The organism is Clostridium sp. LBM24168, from assembly GCF_052953915.1.
This window is the reverse complement of sequence record NZ_CP196861.1, coordinates 2,118,571-2,138,809: the sequence shown is the minus strand read 5'-3', so window position 1 is coordinate 2,138,809 and position 20,239 is coordinate 2,118,571. Positions and strand designations below refer to the sequence as shown.

Annotated in this window: 32 protein-coding genes; all 32 read left to right on the top strand. The window is 34.4% G+C overall.

Annotated elements, in window-relative coordinates; genetic code table 11:
* Nucleotides 1-2: 2 nt before the first annotated feature.
* The 32 genes from ACSVC9_RS10600 to ACSVC9_RS10445 all read left to right on the top strand — a co-directional run bounded on the left by ACSVC9_RS10600 (nt 3) and on the right by ACSVC9_RS10445 (nt 20,221).
* Nucleotides 3-941 (top strand): recombinase RecT, encoded by a 939-nt coding sequence (locus ACSVC9_RS10600; RefSeq protein WP_446897464.1) that lies wholly within the window; start codon nt 3-5, stop codon nt 939-941.
* Nucleotides 941-1,669 (top strand): MBL fold metallo-hydrolase, encoded by a 729-nt coding sequence (locus ACSVC9_RS10595; RefSeq protein ID WP_446897463.1) that lies wholly within the window; start codon nt 941-943, stop codon nt 1,667-1,669. The genes ACSVC9_RS10600 and ACSVC9_RS10595 overlap by 1 nt, the downstream gene beginning before the upstream one ends.
* Before the next feature lie 32 nt (nt 1,670-1,701).
* The gene (locus tag ACSVC9_RS10590) at nt 1,702-2,535 is read left to right on the top strand and encodes a DUF4373 domain-containing protein (RefSeq protein ID WP_446897462.1); all 834 of its coding nucleotides are present in this window, start codon (nt 1,702-1,704) and stop codon (nt 2,533-2,535) included.
* 4 nt (nt 2,536-2,539) lie between these two features.
* Nucleotides 2,540-3,271, top strand: coding sequence for an ATP-binding protein (locus ACSVC9_RS10585; protein WP_446897461.1), 732 nt, complete (start codon nt 2,540-2,542; stop codon nt 3,269-3,271).
* A 13-nt stretch (nt 3,272-3,284) separates the two neighbouring features.
* Nucleotides 3,285-3,527, top strand: a complete 243-nt coding sequence (locus ACSVC9_RS10580) for an AbrB/MazE/SpoVT family DNA-binding domain-containing protein (protein ID WP_446897460.1) — start codon at nt 3,285-3,287, stop codon at nt 3,525-3,527.
* Between the two features lie 11 nt (nt 3,528-3,538).
* Nucleotides 3,539-3,835, top strand: a complete 297-nt coding sequence (locus ACSVC9_RS10575) for a hypothetical protein (RefSeq protein ID WP_446897459.1) — start codon at nt 3,539-3,541, stop codon at nt 3,833-3,835.
* On the top strand, nt 3,832-4,272 hold the full coding sequence (locus tag ACSVC9_RS10570) for a RusA family crossover junction endodeoxyribonuclease (protein WP_446897458.1): 441 nt from the start codon (nt 3,832-3,834) through the stop codon (nt 4,270-4,272). Before ACSVC9_RS10575 ends, ACSVC9_RS10570 begins: the two co-directional genes overlap by 4 nt.
* Nucleotides 4,257-4,667: a replication terminator protein gene (locus tag ACSVC9_RS10565; protein WP_446897457.1), complete on the top strand. Its 411-nt coding sequence runs from the start codon at nt 4,257-4,259 to the stop codon at nt 4,665-4,667. The genes ACSVC9_RS10570 and ACSVC9_RS10565 overlap by 16 nt, the downstream gene beginning before the upstream one ends.
* A 30-nt stretch (nt 4,668-4,697) precedes the next feature.
* Nucleotides 4,698-5,417, top strand: a complete 720-nt coding sequence (locus ACSVC9_RS10560) for a hypothetical protein (protein WP_446897456.1) — start codon at nt 4,698-4,700, stop codon at nt 5,415-5,417.
* A gap of 60 nt (nt 5,418-5,477) precedes the next feature.
* Complete coding sequence (locus ACSVC9_RS10555) at nt 5,478-5,663, top strand: hypothetical protein (RefSeq protein WP_446897455.1); 186 nt, start codon at nt 5,478-5,480, stop codon at nt 5,661-5,663.
* Nucleotides 5,657-5,812, top strand: coding sequence for a hypothetical protein (locus ACSVC9_RS10550; protein ID WP_446897454.1), 156 nt, complete (start codon nt 5,657-5,659; stop codon nt 5,810-5,812). The genes ACSVC9_RS10555 and ACSVC9_RS10550 overlap by 7 nt, the downstream gene beginning before the upstream one ends.
* 37 nt (nt 5,813-5,849) lie before the next feature.
* The gene (locus ACSVC9_RS10545; protein WP_446897453.1) at nt 5,850-6,050 is read left to right on the top strand and encodes a hypothetical protein; all 201 of its coding nucleotides are present in this window, start codon (nt 5,850-5,852) and stop codon (nt 6,048-6,050) included.
* Nucleotides 6,051-6,328: 278 nt separating this feature from the next.
* Nucleotides 6,329-6,502 (top strand): hypothetical protein, encoded by a 174-nt coding sequence (locus tag ACSVC9_RS10540; protein WP_446897452.1) that lies wholly within the window; start codon nt 6,329-6,331, stop codon nt 6,500-6,502.
* Nucleotides 6,486-6,641, top strand: coding sequence for a hypothetical protein (locus tag ACSVC9_RS10535; RefSeq protein ID WP_446897451.1), 156 nt, complete (start codon nt 6,486-6,488; stop codon nt 6,639-6,641). Before ACSVC9_RS10540 ends, ACSVC9_RS10535 begins: the two co-directional genes overlap by 17 nt.
* Before the next feature lie 32 nt (nt 6,642-6,673).
* Nucleotides 6,674-7,210: a transcriptional regulator gene (locus ACSVC9_RS10530; protein WP_446897450.1), complete on the top strand. Its 537-nt coding sequence runs from the start codon at nt 6,674-6,676 to the stop codon at nt 7,208-7,210.
* Nucleotides 7,211-7,302: 92 nt separating this feature from the next.
* Nucleotides 7,303-8,085, top strand: coding sequence for a DUF5986 family protein (locus ACSVC9_RS10525; protein ID WP_446897449.1), 783 nt, complete (start codon nt 7,303-7,305; stop codon nt 8,083-8,085).
* 26 nt (nt 8,086-8,111) lie between these two features.
* Nucleotides 8,112-9,317, top strand: coding sequence for a helix-turn-helix domain-containing protein (locus ACSVC9_RS10520; protein ID WP_446897448.1), 1,206 nt, complete (start codon nt 8,112-8,114; stop codon nt 9,315-9,317).
* Between the two features lie 517 nt (nt 9,318-9,834).
* Nucleotides 9,835-9,957: a hypothetical protein gene (locus ACSVC9_RS10515; protein ID WP_446897447.1), complete on the top strand. Its 123-nt coding sequence runs from the start codon at nt 9,835-9,837 to the stop codon at nt 9,955-9,957.
* A 147-nt stretch (nt 9,958-10,104) separates the two neighbouring features.
* Nucleotides 10,105-11,085: a ParA family protein gene (locus ACSVC9_RS10510; RefSeq protein ID WP_446897446.1), complete on the top strand. Its 981-nt coding sequence runs from the start codon at nt 10,105-10,107 to the stop codon at nt 11,083-11,085.
* 69 nt (nt 11,086-11,154) lie between these two features.
* On the top strand, nt 11,155-11,895 hold the full coding sequence (terS, locus tag ACSVC9_RS10505) for a phage terminase small subunit (protein ID WP_446897445.1): 741 nt from the start codon (nt 11,155-11,157) through the stop codon (nt 11,893-11,895).
* Nucleotides 11,895-13,247 (top strand): PBSX family phage terminase large subunit, encoded by a 1,353-nt coding sequence (locus ACSVC9_RS10500; RefSeq protein WP_446897444.1) that lies wholly within the window; start codon nt 11,895-11,897, stop codon nt 13,245-13,247. The genes terS and ACSVC9_RS10500 overlap by 1 nt, the downstream gene beginning before the upstream one ends.
* A complete protein-coding gene (locus ACSVC9_RS10495; RefSeq protein ID WP_446897443.1) occupies nt 13,247-14,767 on the top strand; it encodes a phage portal protein in 1,521 nt (506 codons plus the stop codon). Before ACSVC9_RS10500 ends, ACSVC9_RS10495 begins: the two co-directional genes overlap by 1 nt.
* A 2-nt stretch (nt 14,768-14,769) precedes the next feature.
* Nucleotides 14,770-16,173, top strand: a complete 1,404-nt coding sequence (locus ACSVC9_RS10490; RefSeq protein WP_446897442.1) for a hypothetical protein — start codon at nt 14,770-14,772, stop codon at nt 16,171-16,173.
* A gap of 5 nt (nt 16,174-16,178) precedes the next feature.
* Nucleotides 16,179-16,463: a hypothetical protein gene (locus tag ACSVC9_RS10485; protein ID WP_446897441.1), complete on the top strand. Its 285-nt coding sequence runs from the start codon at nt 16,179-16,181 to the stop codon at nt 16,461-16,463.
* A gap of 62 nt (nt 16,464-16,525) precedes the next feature.
* Nucleotides 16,526-16,867: a hypothetical protein gene (locus ACSVC9_RS10480; RefSeq protein ID WP_446897440.1), complete on the top strand. Its 342-nt coding sequence runs from the start codon at nt 16,526-16,528 to the stop codon at nt 16,865-16,867.
* A 3-nt stretch (nt 16,868-16,870) separates the two neighbouring features.
* On the top strand, nt 16,871-17,068 hold the full coding sequence (locus ACSVC9_RS10475; RefSeq protein ID WP_446897439.1) for a hypothetical protein: 198 nt from the start codon (nt 16,871-16,873) through the stop codon (nt 17,066-17,068).
* Between the two features lie 49 nt (nt 17,069-17,117).
* A complete protein-coding gene (locus ACSVC9_RS10470) occupies nt 17,118-17,735 on the top strand; it encodes a phage scaffolding protein (protein ID WP_446897438.1) in 618 nt (205 codons plus the stop codon).
* Nucleotides 17,736-17,757: 22 nt separating this feature from the next.
* Nucleotides 17,758-18,150 (top strand): hypothetical protein, encoded by a 393-nt coding sequence (locus tag ACSVC9_RS10465; RefSeq protein ID WP_446897437.1) that lies wholly within the window; start codon nt 17,758-17,760, stop codon nt 18,148-18,150.
* A 17-nt stretch (nt 18,151-18,167) separates the two neighbouring features.
* Nucleotides 18,168-19,217, top strand: coding sequence for a major capsid protein (locus ACSVC9_RS10460; protein WP_446897436.1), 1,050 nt, complete (start codon nt 18,168-18,170; stop codon nt 19,215-19,217).
* A 58-nt stretch (nt 19,218-19,275) separates the two neighbouring features.
* A complete protein-coding gene (locus ACSVC9_RS10455) occupies nt 19,276-19,509 on the top strand; it encodes a DUF7210 family protein (protein WP_446897435.1) in 234 nt (77 codons plus the stop codon).
* A gap of 2 nt (nt 19,510-19,511) precedes the next feature.
* Nucleotides 19,512-19,832 carry a hypothetical protein gene (locus ACSVC9_RS10450; protein WP_446897434.1) on the top strand — a complete coding sequence of 107 codons (321 nt, stop codon included), beginning with the start codon at nt 19,512-19,514 and terminating at the stop codon, nt 19,830-19,832.
* Nucleotides 19,832-20,221, top strand: coding sequence for a hypothetical protein (locus ACSVC9_RS10445; RefSeq protein WP_446897433.1), 390 nt, complete (start codon nt 19,832-19,834; stop codon nt 20,219-20,221). Before ACSVC9_RS10450 ends, ACSVC9_RS10445 begins: the two co-directional genes overlap by 1 nt.
* Nucleotides 20,222-20,239 lie beyond the last annotated feature (18 nt).

Here is a 20,239-nt window from a genome sequence, read left to right as displayed (position 1 = left end):
AAATGTCAAGTGAAAATACGGCTTTAACCTTGGCTAAAGAGGAAGCTTTAAATCAGGTAACAGAGAAAATAAATGAGCTGAGGAAGAACAATGATATAGCTTTCCCAAAGAACTATTCTGTGGCAAATGCACTTAACAGTGCATGGCTGCAGCTTCAGGAAATCAAAGATAAAAGTGGAAAATTAGCGTTAGATGTGTGTACTAAGAATTCAATAATAGGTTCATTGTATGATATGTGTCTGCAAGGACTTACTCCAGCTAAAAAGCAGTGCTATTTTGTAGCTTACGGGAATCAGCTTCAACTTATGAGAAGTTACATGGGAACTGTGGCAGTAACTAAAAGATTGAAAGGTATTAAGGATGTGAAAGCTTACTGCATATATGAAGGCGATGAATTTGAGCAGACATATGATATTGATACGGCAACACTCAAAATCAGCAAATTCAATCCAAAGTTTGAGAATATAGATATCACGAAAATCAAAGGTGCTTTTGCAGTAGTGATTGGAGAGAATGGCCCTATTCATACCGAGGTAATGAACATAAATCAGATTAAAAAAGCATGGGGACAGGGTATTGCCTATAAAAGTGGGAAATCCACTGCTCACAATAATTTTACTGACGAGATGGCCAAGAAAACGGTGATAAACAGAGCTTGCAAAATGTATGCAAATACCTCTGATGACAGTGATATTCTGATTGAAGCTTTTAACAATACGGATAAGACCTATGATGAAAAAGATATGGTCGGCAATGTTGAATATGAGATTAAAGAAGAAATAAAAGATAAGGCAAATAAAAAGCCTCTGGATATAAATGTTCCTGAGGAAAAACATGAAAATCCAAAGGTAATTGATGTAGAGCCTACAGATGAACTTGGAGCTAAAAATACAGAGAAAATACAGGAACATCAAACTGAAATGGAAGGACCAGGATTCTAATGAAGCTTAAAGTATTGGGGAGTGGCAGCAGTGGGAACTGCTACTTTCTCCAGAATGAAAAAGAAATACTCGTACTTGAATGCGGACTGCCATATAAAACAATCCAGAAGGGCCTGAATTTTAATTTAAGTAATATTGTCGGGTGTTTGGTCAGCCACGAGCATAAAGATCATAGTAAGGCCATAATTGACCTGTTGAACAATGCAGTAGATGTTTATTCAAGTGAAGGAACGTATGAAAAATTACTGGTTTTTCATAATTACCATACAAAGGTGATTAAATCCGAGCATCAATTTAAAATAGGAGATTTTACTATATTGCCCTTTGAAATTGAACATGATGCTACAGAGCCTTTAGGATTCTTAATACAGCATAAAGATATGGGAAAACTTTTGTTTATAACAGACAGCTATTACTGCCAATATAAGTTTACTGGACTGAACCACATTATGATTGAATGCAACTACAGTATGGATATTCTCCAGGATAATATTGATAAAAACTTAGTGCATCCAGTTCTTGCAGGAAGACTCCTGAAGTCACACTTTAACCTTGAAAATGTGGAGAAGTTCATGGAAGAAACAGACTTAAAAAGTGTCAGAGATATTACATTACTGCACTTGAGTGCGGGTAACAGTGATGAAAAAAGGTTTAAAGAAGAGATTGAGAGGCTAACAGGAGTACCTACTCATGTAGCCGATAGAGATCTGGAAATAGAATTATTTTAAGGAGTATTGAGCTATGGGAGAAGGTGATTACATTGGCTAGACCTCAAAAAGAAGGATTGGAATATTTCCCTTTAGATGTAGATATGGATCAAGATGATAAAGTTGCACTTATAGAAGCACAACATGGTTTAGTTGGTTTCGGTGTGGTAATCAAATTATTAATGAAGATTTATAAGCACGGTTACTTCTATGAGTGGACTGAAAAACAGCAATTACTCTTTTCAAAGAGGGTTAATGTCGACATTAACTCAATTAATGTAATCATTAATGATTGTGTTAAGTGGGAATTATTCGATAAAAATGCCTTTGAAACCTATAAAGTACTTACCTCCAAGGGTATTCAAAAGCGCTATATGGAGGCAGTGGGTAGGAGACAAAAGGTAAAAATATACAAAGAATACCTGCTTTTGGATGATGAAACCATTAATGTATACAAAAACTTAGTTATTGTTAACATTAACTCTGATAATGAGGTAGTTAATGCAGACATTAATCCCCAAAGTAAAGTAAAGGAAAGTAAAGTAAAGAAGAGTAAAAGAGAGAGTAGAGAAAAAGAAGTTTCCGACAACGGAAACTCTCTCTCGGGAAAAGCAACAGAACTTTGCAAGTATTATGAAACTCTGAAACCAGGTGAAAGTATAACTGCACATCTGGCATCTTTAAGGGTTTTCATAGGTACCTATGGATATGCACGTGCAAGGGAAGCACTGAAGGTTACAGTATGCAATAAAAACAGATTTATCAAGGGATATATGGAGAAAATATTAAAAAATTGGGTAACCGAGAAAAAGGGAGTTGAGGATGATGGAAGCACTGAACAGGATATTGGGCCAAGTCCATACGATTTCTCAAAGTTCGGAGGATAGCCATATGTATAAATGCCCTATATGCCAGGACACTGGGTGGATGCAAACAGATGTAGGATACAAAAGGTGCAGCTGTTATGAAAAAGAGCATGTGATAAGGCTATGGAAAAACTTCGGGGTAAATCCTGCTACGGTAAAGACCTTGGATGATTACAGGCCTTATGACAATATGACAAGAGAAGCTAAGAAAAAAGCCATAGCTTATATACAGGACTTTGAAAACATCAAGAGTACCGAAAAGAATAGTTTCGGGCTTTTCGGACAGCCTGGAGCAGGAAAAAGCCATATAGTTATTGCTATAGGTGCAGCACTCTTGAATAAAAAGAATCCTGTCCAGGTGGTTTATATGCCTTATCTTGAAGCCATGCGTCAGCTAAAAGCAAACGTGAATGATGATGAATACTACATGAAGCTTTTAGGCAGGTACCAGAGGGCAAAAGTATTGATTATAGATGATCTTTTCAAGGACAAGGTTACAAATGGACAGCTGATAAAAGACAGATACGGGAATAAAGCAAAGTTAAGCGATACTGACATAAAGCATATAATGCCGATTATAAATTACAGGTATTTCAATAATCTGCCGACAATCATAAGCACCGAATGCACCTTGGGTATACTTACCGAGCTTGGTGATGCGCTTGCAGGAAGAATACTTGAACCATGCGAGGGGAATATAACGGTGTTTAAAGGAGCCAGGTACAATTACAGAATGAGGAAATTTATTAAAATTTGAGGAGGAAAATAAAATGAAGAGTACAGGGATTGTAAGAAAAGTAGACGAGCTGGGAAGGATTGTAATACCAATGGAGCTTAGAAAAACCATGGATATTGAGGAAGGTACACCACTTGAGATACTGGTTGACGGAGACCAGATAATCCTTAAGAAATACAGCCCGGCGTGCGTATTCTGCGGGGAAGCGAAAGACGTTGTGAAGTGGAAGGGAAAGAGCGTATGCAAGAAATGCCTGGATGAACTTAGGAATAGATAAGGGGTACATGCATGAGCCAGATAATACTTCAAATTCCATTGATTAAATATCTAAGGAATATTGCAAGGACATACGGTGGAGCTAAGTACATGTTTGTTACTAAGACTATGGGTGGCCAGGTATATTTAAGTGCTGAAGCTCCTGGAGATATATCTGGAGAAAATGAAGAATATAAAAATGAGATTGGTTTTGAGGGATTTTATATGAGACTATCCAAAGATATATACCAGTATTTTGAGTTAAAATCTCATAGTCATAGGCGATTAGATGAAATACTGAAGGAGATAAAAGAGAAGGAGAAAGCATGAATAATCCAATAGAGTTAATAGTTCCAGGAGAGCCAATGGGAAAACAGAGACCAAAGTTTAACAGATGGACAAAATCAGCACACACGCCGGAGAAGACTTTGAACTATGAGACATATGTAAAAGAGCTTTATGTTACCAACAAGCTTCCAATGCTTGAAGGATATATACGTGTTGATATCACAGCGTTTTATAGAATACCAAAGAGTACAAGTAATAAAAAACGTCAGCAGATGTTAAATAATGAGTTGCTTCCAGATAAAAAACCAGACTTGGACAACGTGGCAAAGATTATATGTGATGCACTCAATTCAATAGCTTATCTGGATGATAAGCAGATTGTAAGTTTAACGGTAAATAAATTCTACAGTGAGCAACCTCAAGTGGTTGTGAAACTGAATCAAATAGATAAGGAGGAATTGTTATGTCGAAGCAAATAAATTTTGAAACACTGGCAGGAGGGGCATTTGCAGAGAGGGCAAGGCAAGCTATAGGAGAAGTAATGGACAACATAGCAGACGAGAATACGAATTGGAAGGATAAGAGAAAAGTTACTTTAGATCTTACATTCAGCACAAAGGAGGACAGAGAAATTATTGAGTGTGATGTACTGGCAAAAGTAAAGCTTGCACCAAAGCTTTCAGTCCATACCAAGTTTTTACTTGACAGAAATTTAGAGGGTGAGGTTATAGCAAGTGAATTTAAGAAGCAGGTATCCGGACAGCAAGCAATGAAAGTAGACCTTGAAACCGGAGAAATAATTGCCAATAAGGAAAATACCAAAGACGAGAAAAAAGCAGACAAGACACAAGATGGGTTGAAGATAGTCAAATAATAAAATAAGAATATATGGAGGAATGTAAAAATGAGTAATTATACAGAAAAAGAAGCATTGGAGTATTTGGTAGGCCTGGGAGAGACTAAGATTTTGGATATTGACGGAAAGAACTTTACTACGAATCAGGTTTACAGAGTACAAGATCCTACACCTGCAGCATTAACAGTTACTACACTTACAGCTTTGGTAGATTATATTAAATCAGGAATAGATAAAAAATACAGTGGACAAAATTTGATACATGTTGTTAGTCCTGAAAGAGTGGAATTTTATTCTGAACTTAGAGATGATATGGACCGAGAAAATTATATATCTGTTAAAGCATTGCTTCCGAATAACATTTATTTTAATGGATTTACAGATCCAGAAGAGTTTAATATCATGCTGCAGAGCAGTTTTATAGATAACAAAGACAGAGCATTGTTATTAAAAGTAGTTGGAAACATAAAAGATTCAGCTGTAAAGCAGGTCGGTGATGATGGAGTAAGCCAGGCAGCAACTATAAAAACCGGGGTAGCAAGTGTGAACAATGTGGTTGTCCCTAATCCGGTAATTCTGGCACCATATAGGACATTTCCTGAAATAGAGCAGCCAGAAAGCAAGTTTATATTCAGGATGCAATCGGGACCTGCAGCAGCACTTTATGAAGCAGATGGAGGGGCATGGAGAAATGAAGCCATGAGCAGAATTAAGAAGTATCTGGAGGAACAATTGAAAGATGTTCAGGAAGTTAAGATAATTTCATAGTAATTTTGGGGCATGGCTTATGCTGTGCCCTGGATGAAATTTATAGGGAGGGGATGGAATATGAGTAATAAAAATAAATCTATGAGACAAAGATTTAAAGAACACATGGAAAGAAGTAGAAAACTGGCAGATGATTTTAAGAAGGATGGCATTAATGTAGATATGGATGAAAAAACTGGGGAAATAACTATTGATATGAAAAGCTTAGAAGAACGTTTTGAAAAGGGGGATATAGGACCATGTTAATGGAGAAGTTCTACAAGCAGAGAATTGCCATGCTAGAAAAGGAAATTGAGGATGCGGAACTGGAAAGGGATTTCAAGAAGGTTGCCAAGCTTATGGGAGAAAAAGTTAAATGGCAGGATAGAGCCAGGAAGGATGGAGTTAGTTCTTAAAATGAAATTATGGTGAATTTGAAAGAAGGAATAAAATATGACTAACTATGAATGCTATTTTGGAACACAGGAAAGGGCATTAGATTCTTTAACTCTACTTCTTGAATTTCCAGATCATCCAAGGCAAGAGGTAAGAGAATTTCAAAAGGAAGTTAAAGGAATGGGAGCTGCTAGATGGCTAGAAGGTGAATGTACAAAACAAAGATGGTGGACAAATAAACCACTTATAAAAAAATAGATAGTAAGCAATACAAAAATATTGCAAAAAGCAAAAAGGCCAAGGGGTGAAATCCTTGGCACAATGTTATTTGGTATAGGAACCATTAAGGAAATTAAACACTGGGGACTCATCATCCCCAGCATAAAGGTAAATATCAATGTACTTTGAGTAAGATATTTTAGGCTATGTAGAACTTAAAATACTTAGTGAAATAGATACATCAATAACCTTATATAAATATGATGTACAGAATTCAATTTATAATACATGGAAAAATTTAAAAAGTAGGTGGTGAAATGCTGGAGAAAACTCAAATTAAAATAATTGCAGTACCGTATAAAAACTTCAGGCAAAAGGTTAGGATTATTAAGAAATTCGAGAAGAGATACCACATAGAGGATTTGGCAGGAGACGCGGCGTACGGCGTTTTGTATATGGAGAGGAAGGATAGGAATGCAGGAGTTAACTAAACTTGAGAGCTTGAAGCTTGCTTTGAAATACAGCACTTCGGAGAAACACAGGAAGTCACTTAAAGAGAGAATAGATAAGATTGAAAATAATGCAGATATTGAAACCAAGAAAGAAAACATACAGGAAAGTTTTTTATAGGCATAAGTAATAAATAGGTGGGAGGGACCGTTGTGTTAGACAAAGAGATATTTAAAAAGACAGAAGGGCAGTTATATGGCTATTTTAGAGATCTTAAAGAGATAGAGCTTCTAGAAATAGACTGTAGAGATCTTCAGGACCAGGAAGAAAGTATCCAGTGGGATATAGAACACTGCAATGTCCATGTTAGTGCAGACAGCCATATGAGCCCTAGTTTTAGTGAGAGAGTACAGACGAGTCCTACAGGTGAAGGAGTGGCAGAGAAGGGCATTATACGGGAAATTGAGAAACTTGAGAATGAATTGGAGTATGTAAGTGGCAAACTCCGCAGAAACAGGGCCCGAATAAGACAGCTAAAGAGAAATGTAGCTCCATTGAAAAAAGTACTGACAGTCCCTCCACTGTCAAAGGAAATGATGGATTTTATTACTTATAAATATAAGCTGGACAAAGGCTTCGGATGGATAGCTGCTGAAATGTATGGGGGTGTTAGAAGCACTGCTTACAGGAGGCGTGAGGAGATACTTGAGGATATCGTGAAATGGGAGAGTCTGTATGGCGATAAGTAACTTTAATTATTTTTAATTTAACATCAATTCACTTGACTAATTTTAAGTATATGGTATGATTACTGTATATTTTTATAAGAGGGTGAATTAGTATGTCAGATGTTAATATTCCAGAGAAAGTATTGGATGAAGAACCTATAAAGTCAATTATAAAATCTATTGATGATTCAAGAAGCCAATGGTATCAACATCTATTAGATAGAGGCTTAAAATATGATAATGGAAAATATTTAGATAGATGGAACTATATATTTGATAATATAGAACAGAATTTTAAAAATACTGAGTTTAATTGTTATGCAGTTAACAGATGTGCTTTATGGAAATTTGTAGTTTTGTATAATGTACATTCAAAAATTGTTTATGTAATATTTAGAAAAAGCACATTTCTAGGTATAAACAAAAAAGATAATACATTACATCACTATGCAAGAATGCTTAATTCAATAAATTTAAGAAATATATATCCAAAAGAACCTATAGCCGTTCAAGGAACATTTCCATTTTTAAAAAAGAATGTAACTTTATCTGATTTGACTAGTAATATACACCAACAATTAGATGACATGATAGGGGAAATACAAAGAGAAGCTAAATTGTGTGTAAATATTTTATTTGAAGAGAATAATGATAGATTGACCTCAATATCAGGAAACATAGCAAATTATAATCTTGAGATTAAAAAGTCATATAATTGGGATAAATTTATTTCACCTACAATTGAAGAAATTACTGATACTGAGGATATTGAATTAGATGAAGGTCACAAGATTATAGACTTGAAAATTAGAAAAGAAAAATTCAATCAAACTGAAAAAGAAGATATGGTTAGCAAAAAAGGAACCAAAAATAAAAAAGACAAAAATAAAAATTAGTTGCATTTAGGAGGCTAGCATGAAAAATGTTAAATGGTAATAAAGAAGATGCAGTTAAAAAAATAAATAGAGAATTTAATGGAGAAAGGCTCAAATCTGCCAGAAAATATAGAGGAAAAACTATAAAAGATCTGGCTGAGGATATAGGAGTATCAAAGCAGGCTGTTTCCCAATTTGAAAATGGTAAATCATCTCCTCTATTTGAGACATTGATAAAAATTGTAAATAATCTTAAATTTCCAAGAGATTATTTTTATGAAAAAGATGAAGTGAATATACAGTTAGGGAATACTTATTTTAGAGCATTAAGTAAAATGACAAAAAAAGAGGAAAATATTCAAAAGGAAAAAACTAAATTAATAGGAAAGATTTTTAATTTTTTGAATGAATATATAGAATTTCCTGAGCTGAATTTGCCTGATTTTAAAGAAGATATGGGAATAGAAGATATGGCTATGGGGCTTAGAGATTATTGGGGATTAGGTGAAGAGCCTATTAAAGATATGGTATATCTTCTTGAAAAAAATGGGATGATAATTACTTCTATGAATACTAATACTGATACTATAGATGCGTATAGCCAGCAGCAGAATATAAATGGGGTGAAGTATTTCATAGTAGTATTAGGAAATGATAAATATTCAGCTGCAAGAAGACAATTTAGTTTAGCGCATGAACTTGGACATATAATAATCCATGACGGATTTTTGGATATAGAAGATTTAACTAGAGAAGAGATCAGAAATATGGAAAATGAAGCTCACGCTTTTGCATCAGCATTTCTTTTACCTAAGAATGGATTTGCTAAAGATGTAAGTATGTATCCGACAAATTTGAATTATTACAAACAATTGAAGAAAAAATGGAGAGCTTCAATTTCTGCTATGTTAGTTAGAGCAAATCATTTAGGAATACTTACTAATGGATCGTATCAAGTTGCAATGAAAAAAATAAGTAAACTTGGTTGGAGAAAACGTGAACCATTAGACGATACCTTAATTATGAGCAAACCAACTGTTTTAAATAGAGCAATAGATATTTTACTAGATAATGATATTTTAGATGTTAAAGGTATATTGCTAGAAATGTCTAATATGGGATTGACTTTACCACCAGAGGAAATTGAAGATCTATTAGGATTAAAGAAGGGAAAATTAAAAATTAACGAAAGTGCTGATGGGAAAGTTATAGAAATGGCTATAAAAAATAGTAATCAATTTAGTTGCAAATAAAAATCGTGAGACAAAAATGAGACAGATTTGAAACAAAAGTGAGACAAAGTTGGGACAAAATTCATGTAAAAGTATTATATACTATATATAGTCGATTATGGCTAAGATATAAGTTCTCCTTTTGATATATCTATGGCTCCAGGGTTAAATGGAGCTCCAATGCGGGAAACCGTAAATATAAAATTCCTATATATGTGTAACGGCACCTAACGTAATGTTGGGTGTCATTTTAATATCGTTAATAAAGTAAATGGTTAATTAATAAATTTGACATAACGCTGTAACAAATGACCTGTAAAATAATAATCATATTAAGGAAACATCCTTAAGAAAAACTTAAAAATAATAGTTCCCTCTATTGTTACAAGAAGGTGTCTGTGGTTGCAGGGCACGATAAACTTAAATGCAACCGCAATTGAACAATAATTTCATAGATCTCCTTTTAATAAGCATCCATTATTTTGGGTGCTTATTTTGCGTGGAGAAAAGTCGGGAGTGATAAGCTTGAAACGTGATGATGAATATTATACGAAACTGTATTACAACAATTTTGAAGAATATTGCAGAAAGTGCCCTAACAGGAAAGAGAGAAGGATATGTTCTTGTAGGTGTAAGAGTAGTATTTGTAAATATGCTTTAGAGTAGAGGAATAAACATATATTGGCATATACATCAAAGACTGCTACAAAAGGGACAAGGGTGCTATTAAGAGGGTGAGGTAAAGAAGAATAAAAAAGGAAAAATATTATTAATGTAGAATAATATATTTAGAGGAGATGAACTAAATATGGTAGTTACGTTAAGTATATTTAATAATAAAGGTGGAGTTGGAAAAACTACATATATGTACCATATTGCGCATTTGTTGTGTAAGAAAGATATAAAAGTTTTAATGGTTGATTGCGATAGCCAATGTAATTTAACGTCATATACTCTTGATGACGCATCAATTTTGAGATCTTGGGGGGAGAAAGGAAATAGCATATATAGAATACTTGAACCAGTAGAAAAAGGTTTGGGAGATATAAGACAAAGATCCCCAGAAAAGGTTAAAGATAATTTATATATAGTTCCGGGAGATTTATATCTTACTAATTATGAAGATAAGCTAGGAGATTCATGGATTAAGGCTAAAGGAGGTAGCGAATCTGATATTAGAATACAATCAGCGGTTTATAGATACATTCAATGGGCGGCAGAAAAAATAAAAGCTGATATTATAATGATAGATTTAGGACCTAATTTAGGTTCGTTAAATAGAACTGTGCTTGGAGGAAGTGATTATTTTATAATCCCAGCTTCACCAGATTTATTCTCTATAAGAGGTACAGAAAACTTAGGGAATAAACTTATCCTATGGGAGAAAGAATGGGAACAATGTAATAGGGAAAATAAATCTGGATTAATTATACCAAAAGGAAAGCCATCTTTTTTAGGATATGTTATGCAACAACATAATATTAGAAGTAATAATCAAGGAATGACACAAGGATGGCAAATATTTGGAAATAAATTAGAAGAAGCTATACAAAAAAATATAGTTAATAAGTTACAGCCATTGGGTCAAACGTCACAATACGGGAAGGATAGTTTTAATTTAGGTAAGATACCCAATCTTCATAGCTTAATTCCTTATTCTTTAAATGCAAGAAAACCTGTTTTTGATTGTGGAAGTCATGATGGCCTAAAAGGAGCACATATTACAACAGCTAAAGATAGCGTAAAATATTTTGAACCAATGGTAAAAAAGATAATGAATATAATTTAAAGAACCTTGCATTAAGGCTCTTTTTTACATCCAAAACAAAACGAATAGGCAGGTGGTGACAGTGTAGACATGCCGAGGCAGAGAAGCCCGAACAGGGACAAAGCATTTGAGATTTACAAAGAGAATAACGGAAATATTGATTTAGTAAAGATTGCAGAGATGTTGAATCTTTCACCTGGAACTATAAGAGGGTGGAAGAATAAAGATAAATGGGACAGTAAATTGAATGGAACGCTCCAAAAGAATACGGAACGTTCCAAACGAAAAAAGGGTGCCCAACCCAAAAATAAGAATTCAAAAGGTCATGTGAGCAGCGTACCGAAAGGTAATAAAAACGCTGAAACACATGGCTTTTTTTCTAAGATTTTTCCACCTGAAACAATAGAAATAGTGGAGGATATTATGGTTAAAGATCCGTTGGATATGCTGTGGGAAAACATAATAATTCAGTATACAGCCATAGCAAGGTCCCAGAGAATTATGAGTGTGAAGAACCAGAAGGATTTGACTAAAGTACTCAAAAGAGAAAAGGAGTCCACTGGAGAAACTTCTGACAGTTGGGAAAAAGAATATGAATTGCAGTTTGCATGGGATAAACAGGCTACATTTCTGCAGGCTCAATCAAGGGCAATGTCAGAACTGAGAAGTCTCATAAAGCAGTATGATGAAATGCTTCATAATAATTGGGATAAGGCCACAGAGGAGCAGAAACTTAGAATTGAGAAGCTAAGATGTGAAGTTGAAAAGACCAAAAATCCTGACAAAGATAAACCTATAGAAATTATGATAAAGAGAAAAAGTGATGAATAATGCTTATAGAAAAAGAAATAAATCCAAGTTTTGAAGATTTTATTTTCAACTGGGATTATAAATTCTATTTTTTAGTCGGCGGTTATGGATCGTCAAAGAGTTACCATGTAGCTCTAAAATTAATACTTAAACTGCTTCAGGAAAAAAGAACCGCTCTAATAGTGAGAGAAGTATTTGATACTATAAGAGACAGCTGCTATTCACTTTTAGAGGAAATAGTAACTGATATGGGACTTGATGATAGAATTAAATTCACAGCTTCACCAATGCAGGTTAAGTTTCCTAATGGTTCCAAGATAATATTCAAGGGCATGGATAAACCTTCAAAGCTGAAATCTATAAACAATGTTTCTATAGTATGGATAGAGGAATGTTCAGAGGTAAAATATGCAGGATTTAAGGAGCTTCTAGGGCGTTTAAGACATCCAAGCTTGTCATTGCATATGATTCTTTCTACCAATCCTGTATCGAAAGATAGTTGGACATACAAGCACTTCTTCAAAAATGAAAAGAAGAAAATATTCATACTGGATGATGAAGAACTCTATAAAAAAAGAATAGTTGTAAGGAACAACACATATTATCATCACTCGCTGGCAGATGATAATTTATTTTTACCTAAAAGTTATGTACAGCAGCTTGATGAATTAAAGGCATACGACCCTGATTTATATAGAATAGCCAGGAAGGGTAGATTTGGAGTAAACGGCAGGAGAGTACTTCCACAATTTGAAGTTGCTCCTCATTATGAGGTACTTCAAGCTATAGGAAACATAAAGAATCCAATTAAAAGGGTTGGTTTCGACTTTGGATTTGAGAAATCATATAACGCCATTGTAAGGATGTGTATTGATGATGACAGTAAGATACTTTATATTTACTGGGAGTATTATAAGAATCAAATGACAGATGATAGAACTGCTGTTGAGATAGCTGAGTTTAAAGACACCCAGGAACAAATTAATGCGGATTCAGCTGAACCTAAGACAATTAAATATTATAGACAGCAGGGATTTAACATCAGAGGTGCTAAAAAATTTCAAGGTTCCAGGCTGCAGAATACCAAGAAGGTAAAGAGATTTAAGAAAATAGTGTGTTCTTCAAATTGCACTAATACCATAGAAGAATTAAAGGATCTCACTTATGCTGTTGATAAAAATGGAGAAATTATAGAGGATGTATTTAATATAGATCCACATACCTTTAGTGCTATCTGGTATGGACTTGATGGTTATGAGGTTGCTGATATTAAAGAACAAAAATATGATGATTCTGTCTATAACAAAGGCAGAGGCGTAATTAAAAATAAAGTTGATGACCCTTATGGAAGGAAAGGAGGAGAAGTGTTCTAGTGGAAAGTAGCGAAGAAAGACAAGCCAAGTCAATAAGAGATACATTGTTGAATTTACCCGGCAATGAAATAGAGGAAAGAATAAAAGTAAGAGAAGACTATATTTTTTATAAGGGTAAATCCATAGATTTGGAAATGGCCAAACATGTACCAATATTATATGGACAAAATTGGCCGGTGGATGATAACTGTGATTATAAGCCAACACAGGACATAAGAAATAAAATCAAGCCATTACTCAGAAAGCAGGCGCGCTGGATGTTTGGGGTAAGGCCTACTCTAAAATTCAAACCGGACAATAAAGAAGATAGAAATAAATGTGAAGAACTTAGAAAATTTATTGAGGATGTACTGGATGATAACTCTTTCTGGCCCACAACTAAAAAAGCATTTTTAGAATCCTCTATTAAAAAAAGAGTCCTGCTCAGAGTAGAAGCAAACCCCGGTTCTTCATTGGTCATTAAATATGAATCAATAGAGAATTTCTATTACAAGGAGAAAAACGGGAAACTTTTATATGTCATGTTTTTTGAAGAAGATGAGGAAAATGCATATAAAGAGTCAGATATGGAAAAGCTCTATTACCTTCATACTTATTATTACAAATTCACGGAAAATGGAGGAAGACAGGCATGGTATAAAAAAGAAACATATAAAAATTCAGACCTTCAGGAGAATCTAACAATAGAAATTGATACTGGATTTTCAACTATTCCATGTTGGTTGATAAAAAATGGTGGGGAATTAAATAACTCATTTGGTGAATCTGATGTAGAGGAATTGACAGATATACAAAACCAGTACAACAGAACTGTTAGTGATTTCAGGGATGCGTTGAGGTTTCAGATGTTTGGTGCTGAGGTTGTCATTGATGGAAATGAAGATGATGTCAATAAATTTACCATAGCTCCCGGTGCACTTCATGCAGTAAAGACAAATAATAATGCATCTGATAATAGCAGACAGGCAATAGTGCAAAGATTGGAATATACTATGGGAAATAATTCAGCTGTTGAGGCTTATCTGGAAAGGGCTGAAGCAGATATGAACTTTACTATGGATATGCCTAAATTGAAGGACCTGAATAATATTCCAAGTGCCAAGGCTATGGGATACCTTTATAATGATTTGGTTGCCAGATGCGAGGAAAAGTGGAATGATTGGGCTCCGGCTTTTTCAGGATTATTTGAATTTATAAAGGAAGCTGCAGAAACATGTTATCCGGGAAAGTATGATAAATCGTGGAATAAATTGAAATACAGTACTTTATTTGAGCATAACTACCCACTGCCAAGTGATGATGAAGCAAAGAAAACACTGGCAATGAGTGAGATAGATAGTGGAGTAAGGTCACATCAGTCTTATATCAAGGATTATTCGGATACTGAAAATGCCAAGGATGAATGGAATGAGATACTTAAAGAAAAGTCACAGTTGACTAATGCAGAGGATTCATTTACTGAAGGATTGAACAGTGAACTAAATAGTGATATTGATAACAATTTGAGTACTGGTGAGTAGTTATGAATAAATATGAAAAGATGATCTTTGATGCCAGAAAGCAATTTGCATCCTTGAACTTTGAGCAGGAAAAAGAACTTTTTAATATTTATAAACATTCAGGGGATAAACTTATAGATGAAATCTTAAGTATGCCAGATTCCAGAACTAGAAATCATAAGATAGAACAATATAAATTAATCAATGAGTACAGGGCAGAGCTTTATTATAAGCTCAGTAAAACAATTGAAAATAATATCCAAAAAAGTTCTGATATACAAAAGGGTGTGCAGCTTAGTTTCGTAGATATGATTTCACCTGATAAAGTTACCAATGAAGCCCTGAAAAGAACTATAACGAAGGTATCAAGCAATGCAGTAAAACAGCTTATATCAGGAAATTATTATAAAGATGGCAAGACTTTAAGTAAAAGGCTCTGGAATATAACTGGTGACAATGGCAGTAAAATTGACAAGATTATAAAAACCAATATTGCCAAAGGAGCCAATGTTAAAGAACTTGCAGCAGAACTGGACAAATATGTTAATCCAAAGAATAGGGTAACAGCAAAAAGCTTTAAGGCTGGAATAAGCAATAAGATCTCTTACCAGGCTCAAAGGTTGGCCAGAACTTCAATTACTCATGCACAAACTGAGACACTGATTCAAAATGCTATAAGAAATCCGTTCTGCAAAGGACTCAAGTGGAATTTAAGTTCAAGCCATTTTATGCGCATGCATGGAATGAGTGATATATGTGACGAATATAATGGGAAGGTGTTTGCACCGGAGGATTTGCCACTACAGCACCCCAATTGTTTATGCTATATGACAGAAGTGATTGAGGAGATAGGCAAGTGTATTGAAACCATGAAAGATTGGAGCAAGGGTGAAGTTAATTCTCAAATTAAGTCTGATATAGATAATTGGGTTCAAAGTAAAAAGTATTCCGGAATTGAAACCAAGGGAAATTATGATTTCCAAACTGGCAAAATCAATATTCAGATTCGAGAGGTTAAATCTAATGTTAATGTTGATGAATTAGAAAAAATACAAAATTACGAACCTCCATTGGCTAAAAGACACAGACTTCAATCAATAGGTAAAAATTCTAAAATAAAAGAAAATAATACGGTAATCCTTCCATATGTCGATTACAACAAGGATATTGAAGATATAAAGAAAGGATTGTATAATAAAGTAAATGATACTTTTGAGGTTAATGGCAGGGTATATGGCTATCATGGTAATAGATTTTACCCTATAAGTGGTGATGGTTTTATAACATTGACAAGGCTTGAATATAAGGTGTTAATCAAGATGAAAACAGATAAAAACAATCCAAAACTTATGGATATACTTAAAAATATGGGGGCTACAGAATATATGATTCAAAAGATCCAGAGTATACTACAGGAAGGAGAGTGATAATTGTGTATGATGGATGTAATCTGTATACTAAAGATAAAATAGACAGGGACGAATTGATAGAAAAACTGGATATAGCAAAGGATGATATATTGTTTGTAGAAAGTACAGATGATTGGCTAAAAAGGAAAAATGAGAAAATAGTTATAGAATACAATGGTATTTTAGATGATGAGGAAGATGAAGGATACAATGGGTTTCACTATTATGATGTGAGTCTATATAGGAAAAACCTGAAACAGAAATTTGAAAAATTGAATGATAAAAATTTTGTGGTTGATACAGAGTAATGAGCACTTACTAAGTGAAAATAGTAGGTGCTTTTATTATGTCCAAATTTAAGGAGGTAGTTATGAAAGATTATTTAATCTGGTTGAATGGTGGAAATAGTTTAGGTGGTACTGCAGAGGAAAGCGAATTAATAAAGCTCAAGGAAAATTATAAAAAGGCTGAAAGTGGGAAACAGGTTGATGATTATGTATGTTATGAGCTTAAAGATACAGACGGAGTCACTTATGTAAATTTATTTAACATACAGGCCATAGCAATTACCAAGTGCACTGAAAATAAAGATATTGGTTTTAATATAGGAGTTGATGTTAAATCTTCTCTTTTGCCTGATGATGTAGATAAATGCACTGGAGAATTTGCCAAACGTTTGAAAGATGCATTAAAAGTAAAAGCAGGTGATTAGGATTTGAGATTTCTATTGGTTTTTATATTAATGTTTCTGTGTTATTTAGCAGATTCATATTACGGTAAACCTAAGGGCTTAAATAGAAGTACTGCACCCTATTTTATAGTAGGAATCGTATTTTACTTAACATCAATATTATTTGATATGGGTGATGACATGATAAAGGTATTATTGAAATCTACGGGATTGTTTGGTTAAAGCCTCAAATAAGGCTTTTTTATTTTGTAAAAAGTAAGGAGGAACTGAAATGGCAAAATTAAAGGAAATCATAGGAGAAGCGTTATATAATCAGCTTCCAGCTGATAAGCAGAAAGAATATGAAAATAAGGATTATGAAGACGTATCTGGTGGGGCGTATATCCCTAAAGATAAATTTGAACAGGCAAACGGCCAGGCCAAAGAATACAGAAAGCAGGTAGGGGAAAGAGATAGACAGATTTCGGATTTAAAGGAACAATATAAAGATGTTGATGGTTTGAGAGAAAAGGTTACTGAATTGGAGAATACAAATAAAACTCAAAAAGAAACTTATGAAAAGCAGCTGTCGGATATTGCTTTTAACACTGCTTTGGAAAAAGGACTTGATGCATTTAATGTCAGGGATAAAAAGCTTATTATGGCACTTCTGAATAAAGAAAACCTCAAAGTTGATGGTGACAATATCATAGGCCTTAAAGAGCAGATAGAACCACTCCAAAAGTCACATGAGTATTTATTTGAGAAAGAAATTAATGGGACAGGGTCGTTCAATACTGGAGGTGGTTCAGATGGCAGCAAAGCAGTAAAAACCAACTTTGCAACGGAGCTGGGCAAGAAAAAAGCCGAAATTCTAAAGGCCAAAGGGTTGGAGGATTTCGCCAAATAATAAAAAGGAGATGTGAAAAGTAATGAGACAAACAAGTTATACAATTGGTGCCAAACAAAATAAATTAAGATTAATTGCAGGGGATCATTTTATTTCTTTGCCATTAAAAGTTAGAAAGGGTGATGTGGCTACATTACTTGATACGAATGAAGTATTAACAGCAGGTACTTTGATAACTAAAGATGGGAAACCTGTTACATCAACTACTACAACCACAGATGCATGGGGAGTTGTGTATCAGGATATAAGCTTCAAAGGTTCCATGTCACCCACGGCAAGTGCAGATGATGCTACGGAAGTAGTTCCAGTATTTGTTCATGGCGCCTTATACGAATCAGCAGTTAAATTCAATGCAGATGAAGCCATAAAGGAAATTGAAAAATCTGCTTTGAAACTGATTATTTTTGGAGAATAGAAGGAGGAATTTGACTAATGAATTTAAGTGATTATATAAGTTCAAAGAATATTGCACTTTATATTAAAGAGCTGCCGGCAGAATCTACAGTTGATAAAGTGTTATTTCCAGATAAAAAAGTTACTGGAACAAAACTTGAAATGGCAAAAGGAGCAAAGAAAAAGGCAGTTGCACTTAGAATGAGTACCTTTGATGCCGCAACCAAGATGAGAGCATTGAGTGCAGATTTGAATGTGAAATCAACTGAAATACCGTTCTTTAAAGAAGGTATGGGGATTGACGAGACAACAAGAAGGGAACTGCAAAATGCAATTGGTGCCAACAATGAAAACTTTGTAAATGCACTTCTGGGTCAGGTGTTTGAGAATTATTCCAACCTGGTGGAAGGTGCAAATATAACAGCAAAGAAAATGAGGGCTAGTGTAATTCAGAATGGAGTATTAAATTTTACTTCCAAAGATGGTGATATAGTAGTTGATTATGGCGTTCCTGAAAATCACAGGGAAGTGTTGATCGTTGATGATAAATGGACAAATCCTGATGCCGATATAGTGGGAGATGTAAAGGCATTTCAAAAAGCTATAACGGATGACCATTATGCAAAACCAACAGTCTTGCTTTTAACAGAAAAGACGTTTGACAGTACATTTTTAATAAACACTGTAATTACCAATCACATTAAGAACAGCAATCTGAATACTTCCCTAATTTTGTCACAGGCTAATTATGTACAATTTGCTAAAGAGGTATTGGGACTTACGGTTATTTTTCTTGAGGACACTACTTACAATCCAGAAGAGGGCGCAGATGCAATTCCGTATTATGCAGATGGAAAGATAACTCTTATGAGTGGTACAACGCTTGGAAACACTGTCTATGGTACAACACCGGAGGAATTTGACAAGCAGTCAGGATCATCCAAGCTGGATACTTATATAGTTGATACGGGAATTGCAGTTACAACAATGGTAAAAGAAGATCCGGTAACAGTAGATACAAAAGTGTCGGTAATGCCTATAGTTAGCTTTGACAGGGCAGATGAGGTATTCTTTGCAACAGTATATTAATTAGAGTAGTCAAATGAGGCTGCTCTTTAATTTTATTGAGAAAGGATGATTAAGAGAAATGGCTAAAAAAGATACAAGTACCACAGAAAAGACGTTTAAGGCAAAAGCAAGACGGTTCATCAAATACAATGGTGAGCATTTGAAAGAAGGTCAGGAATTTGATATCAGAGAATCTGATGTAGCAGAATTGAGTAAATATGCTGATATTGAAATTCCAAAGGAAGCTGAAAATACTCCAACCAATCCACCTGGTGGAGAAGGGGAAAAGGAGGGGACAGAGGCAGGTGCATAGTTATGGCATTTACACCTTTGGAAATATTGAAAGTAAATCTTAATGAGAGCCAGTACCCGGTATTTACAGATGAAGAATTACAAAACTTGCTTGATGTAAATGACAATAATGTTCTTAAGGCAAGCTGGAGAGGCTGTTTGATGAAAGCAAATACAGATAAAAAGATAACAGTAGGACCTATAGAAATAGAAAATGCAGATCCGGATTATTGGAACAACCTGGCTTCCATATATCAAGCAGATTATTTGGAGGAACAGTCGAAGCTTAATCCAATTGTAAATACAGGATATAAAACTTCTATGAGAAGGGCAGATGGCTGCTGATGGCTAGAATAAATCCGAATAAAATTATAAATTCAATCAACAAGGCAATATCTGTGAATCCTACTGATATAACATTTACCATGACTGTAAAAAAAGAAGTGGATGGTGCCCTTGAAAATGAAACTGTTGATAAGACAATAACGGTATTAATCTATATTGGCACCAGTACAAATTCGGTAAATATTAACATAAATTCAGGGATTCAAGGCATTTCTTATACCAGTAGATATAAAATGATTGCAGACAAGGATGCAGAATTGGATGTCAAGCCAACGCAGTCAATAAAGTTTACAAGTAATGGTGACAAATTCGAGATAAAAGCTGTATATCCTATAATAATCAGTGATACAATCTGCGGATATGAATGTGATTTGGATCGTATAGATTAATCCATGTAAGGATGTGAT

Coding starts and splice junctions, on each gene's coding strand:
- ACSVC9_RS10565 (WP_446897457.1), top strand. CDS start 4,257: ATGTCGAAGCAAATAAATTTTGAAACACTGGCAGGAGGGGCATTTGCA.
- ACSVC9_RS10555 (WP_446897455.1), top strand. CDS start 5,478: ATGAGTAATAAAAATAAATCTATGAGACAAAGATTTAAAGAACACATG.
- ACSVC9_RS10535 (WP_446897451.1), top strand. CDS start 6,486: ATGCAGGAGTTAACTAAACTTGAGAGCTTGAAGCTTGCTTTGAAATAC.
- ACSVC9_RS10600 (WP_446897464.1), top strand. CDS start 3: ATGTCAAGTGAAAATACGGCTTTAACCTTGGCTAAAGAGGAAGCTTTA.
- ACSVC9_RS10545 (WP_446897453.1), top strand. CDS start 5,850: ATGACTAACTATGAATGCTATTTTGGAACACAGGAAAGGGCATTAGAT.
- ACSVC9_RS10585 (WP_446897461.1), top strand. CDS start 2,540: ATGTATAAATGCCCTATATGCCAGGACACTGGGTGGATGCAAACAGAT.
- ACSVC9_RS10445 (WP_446897433.1), top strand. CDS start 19,832: ATGGCTAGAATAAATCCGAATAAAATTATAAATTCAATCAACAAGGCA.
- ACSVC9_RS10580 (WP_446897460.1), top strand. CDS start 3,285: ATGAAGAGTACAGGGATTGTAAGAAAAGTAGACGAGCTGGGAAGGATT.
- ACSVC9_RS10455 (WP_446897435.1), top strand. CDS start 19,276: ATGGCTAAAAAAGATACAAGTACCACAGAAAAGACGTTTAAGGCAAAA.
- ACSVC9_RS10510 (WP_446897446.1), top strand. CDS start 10,105: ATGGTAGTTACGTTAAGTATATTTAATAATAAAGGTGGAGTTGGAAAA.
- ACSVC9_RS10465 (WP_446897437.1), top strand. CDS start 17,758: ATGAGACAAACAAGTTATACAATTGGTGCCAAACAAAATAAATTAAGA.
- ACSVC9_RS10460 (WP_446897436.1), top strand. CDS start 18,168: ATGAATTTAAGTGATTATATAAGTTCAAAGAATATTGCACTTTATATT.
- ACSVC9_RS10520 (WP_446897448.1), top strand. CDS start 8,112: ATGTTAAATGGTAATAAAGAAGATGCAGTTAAAAAAATAAATAGAGAA.
- ACSVC9_RS10550 (WP_446897454.1), top strand. CDS start 5,657: ATGTTAATGGAGAAGTTCTACAAGCAGAGAATTGCCATGCTAGAAAAG.
- ACSVC9_RS10570 (WP_446897458.1), top strand. CDS start 3,832: ATGAATAATCCAATAGAGTTAATAGTTCCAGGAGAGCCAATGGGAAAA.
- ACSVC9_RS10560 (WP_446897456.1), top strand. CDS start 4,698: ATGAGTAATTATACAGAAAAAGAAGCATTGGAGTATTTGGTAGGCCTG.
- ACSVC9_RS10525 (WP_446897449.1), top strand. CDS start 7,303: ATGTCAGATGTTAATATTCCAGAGAAAGTATTGGATGAAGAACCTATA.
- ACSVC9_RS10575 (WP_446897459.1), top strand. CDS start 3,539: ATGAGCCAGATAATACTTCAAATTCCATTGATTAAATATCTAAGGAAT.
- ACSVC9_RS10540 (WP_446897452.1), top strand. CDS start 6,329: ATGCTGGAGAAAACTCAAATTAAAATAATTGCAGTACCGTATAAAAAC.
- ACSVC9_RS10470 (WP_446897438.1), top strand. CDS start 17,118: ATGGCAAAATTAAAGGAAATCATAGGAGAAGCGTTATATAATCAGCTT.
- ACSVC9_RS10480 (WP_446897440.1), top strand. CDS start 16,526: ATGAAAGATTATTTAATCTGGTTGAATGGTGGAAATAGTTTAGGTGGT.
- ACSVC9_RS10500 (WP_446897444.1), top strand. CDS start 11,895: ATGCTTATAGAAAAAGAAATAAATCCAAGTTTTGAAGATTTTATTTTC.
- terS (WP_446897445.1), top strand. CDS start 11,155: ATGCCGAGGCAGAGAAGCCCGAACAGGGACAAAGCATTTGAGATTTAC.
- ACSVC9_RS10450 (WP_446897434.1), top strand. CDS start 19,512: ATGGCATTTACACCTTTGGAAATATTGAAAGTAAATCTTAATGAGAGC.
- ACSVC9_RS10595 (WP_446897463.1), top strand. CDS start 941: ATGAAGCTTAAAGTATTGGGGAGTGGCAGCAGTGGGAACTGCTACTTT.
- ACSVC9_RS10490 (WP_446897442.1), top strand. CDS start 14,770: ATGAATAAATATGAAAAGATGATCTTTGATGCCAGAAAGCAATTTGCA.
- ACSVC9_RS10515 (WP_446897447.1), top strand. CDS start 9,835: ATGAATATTATACGAAACTGTATTACAACAATTTTGAAGAATATTGCA.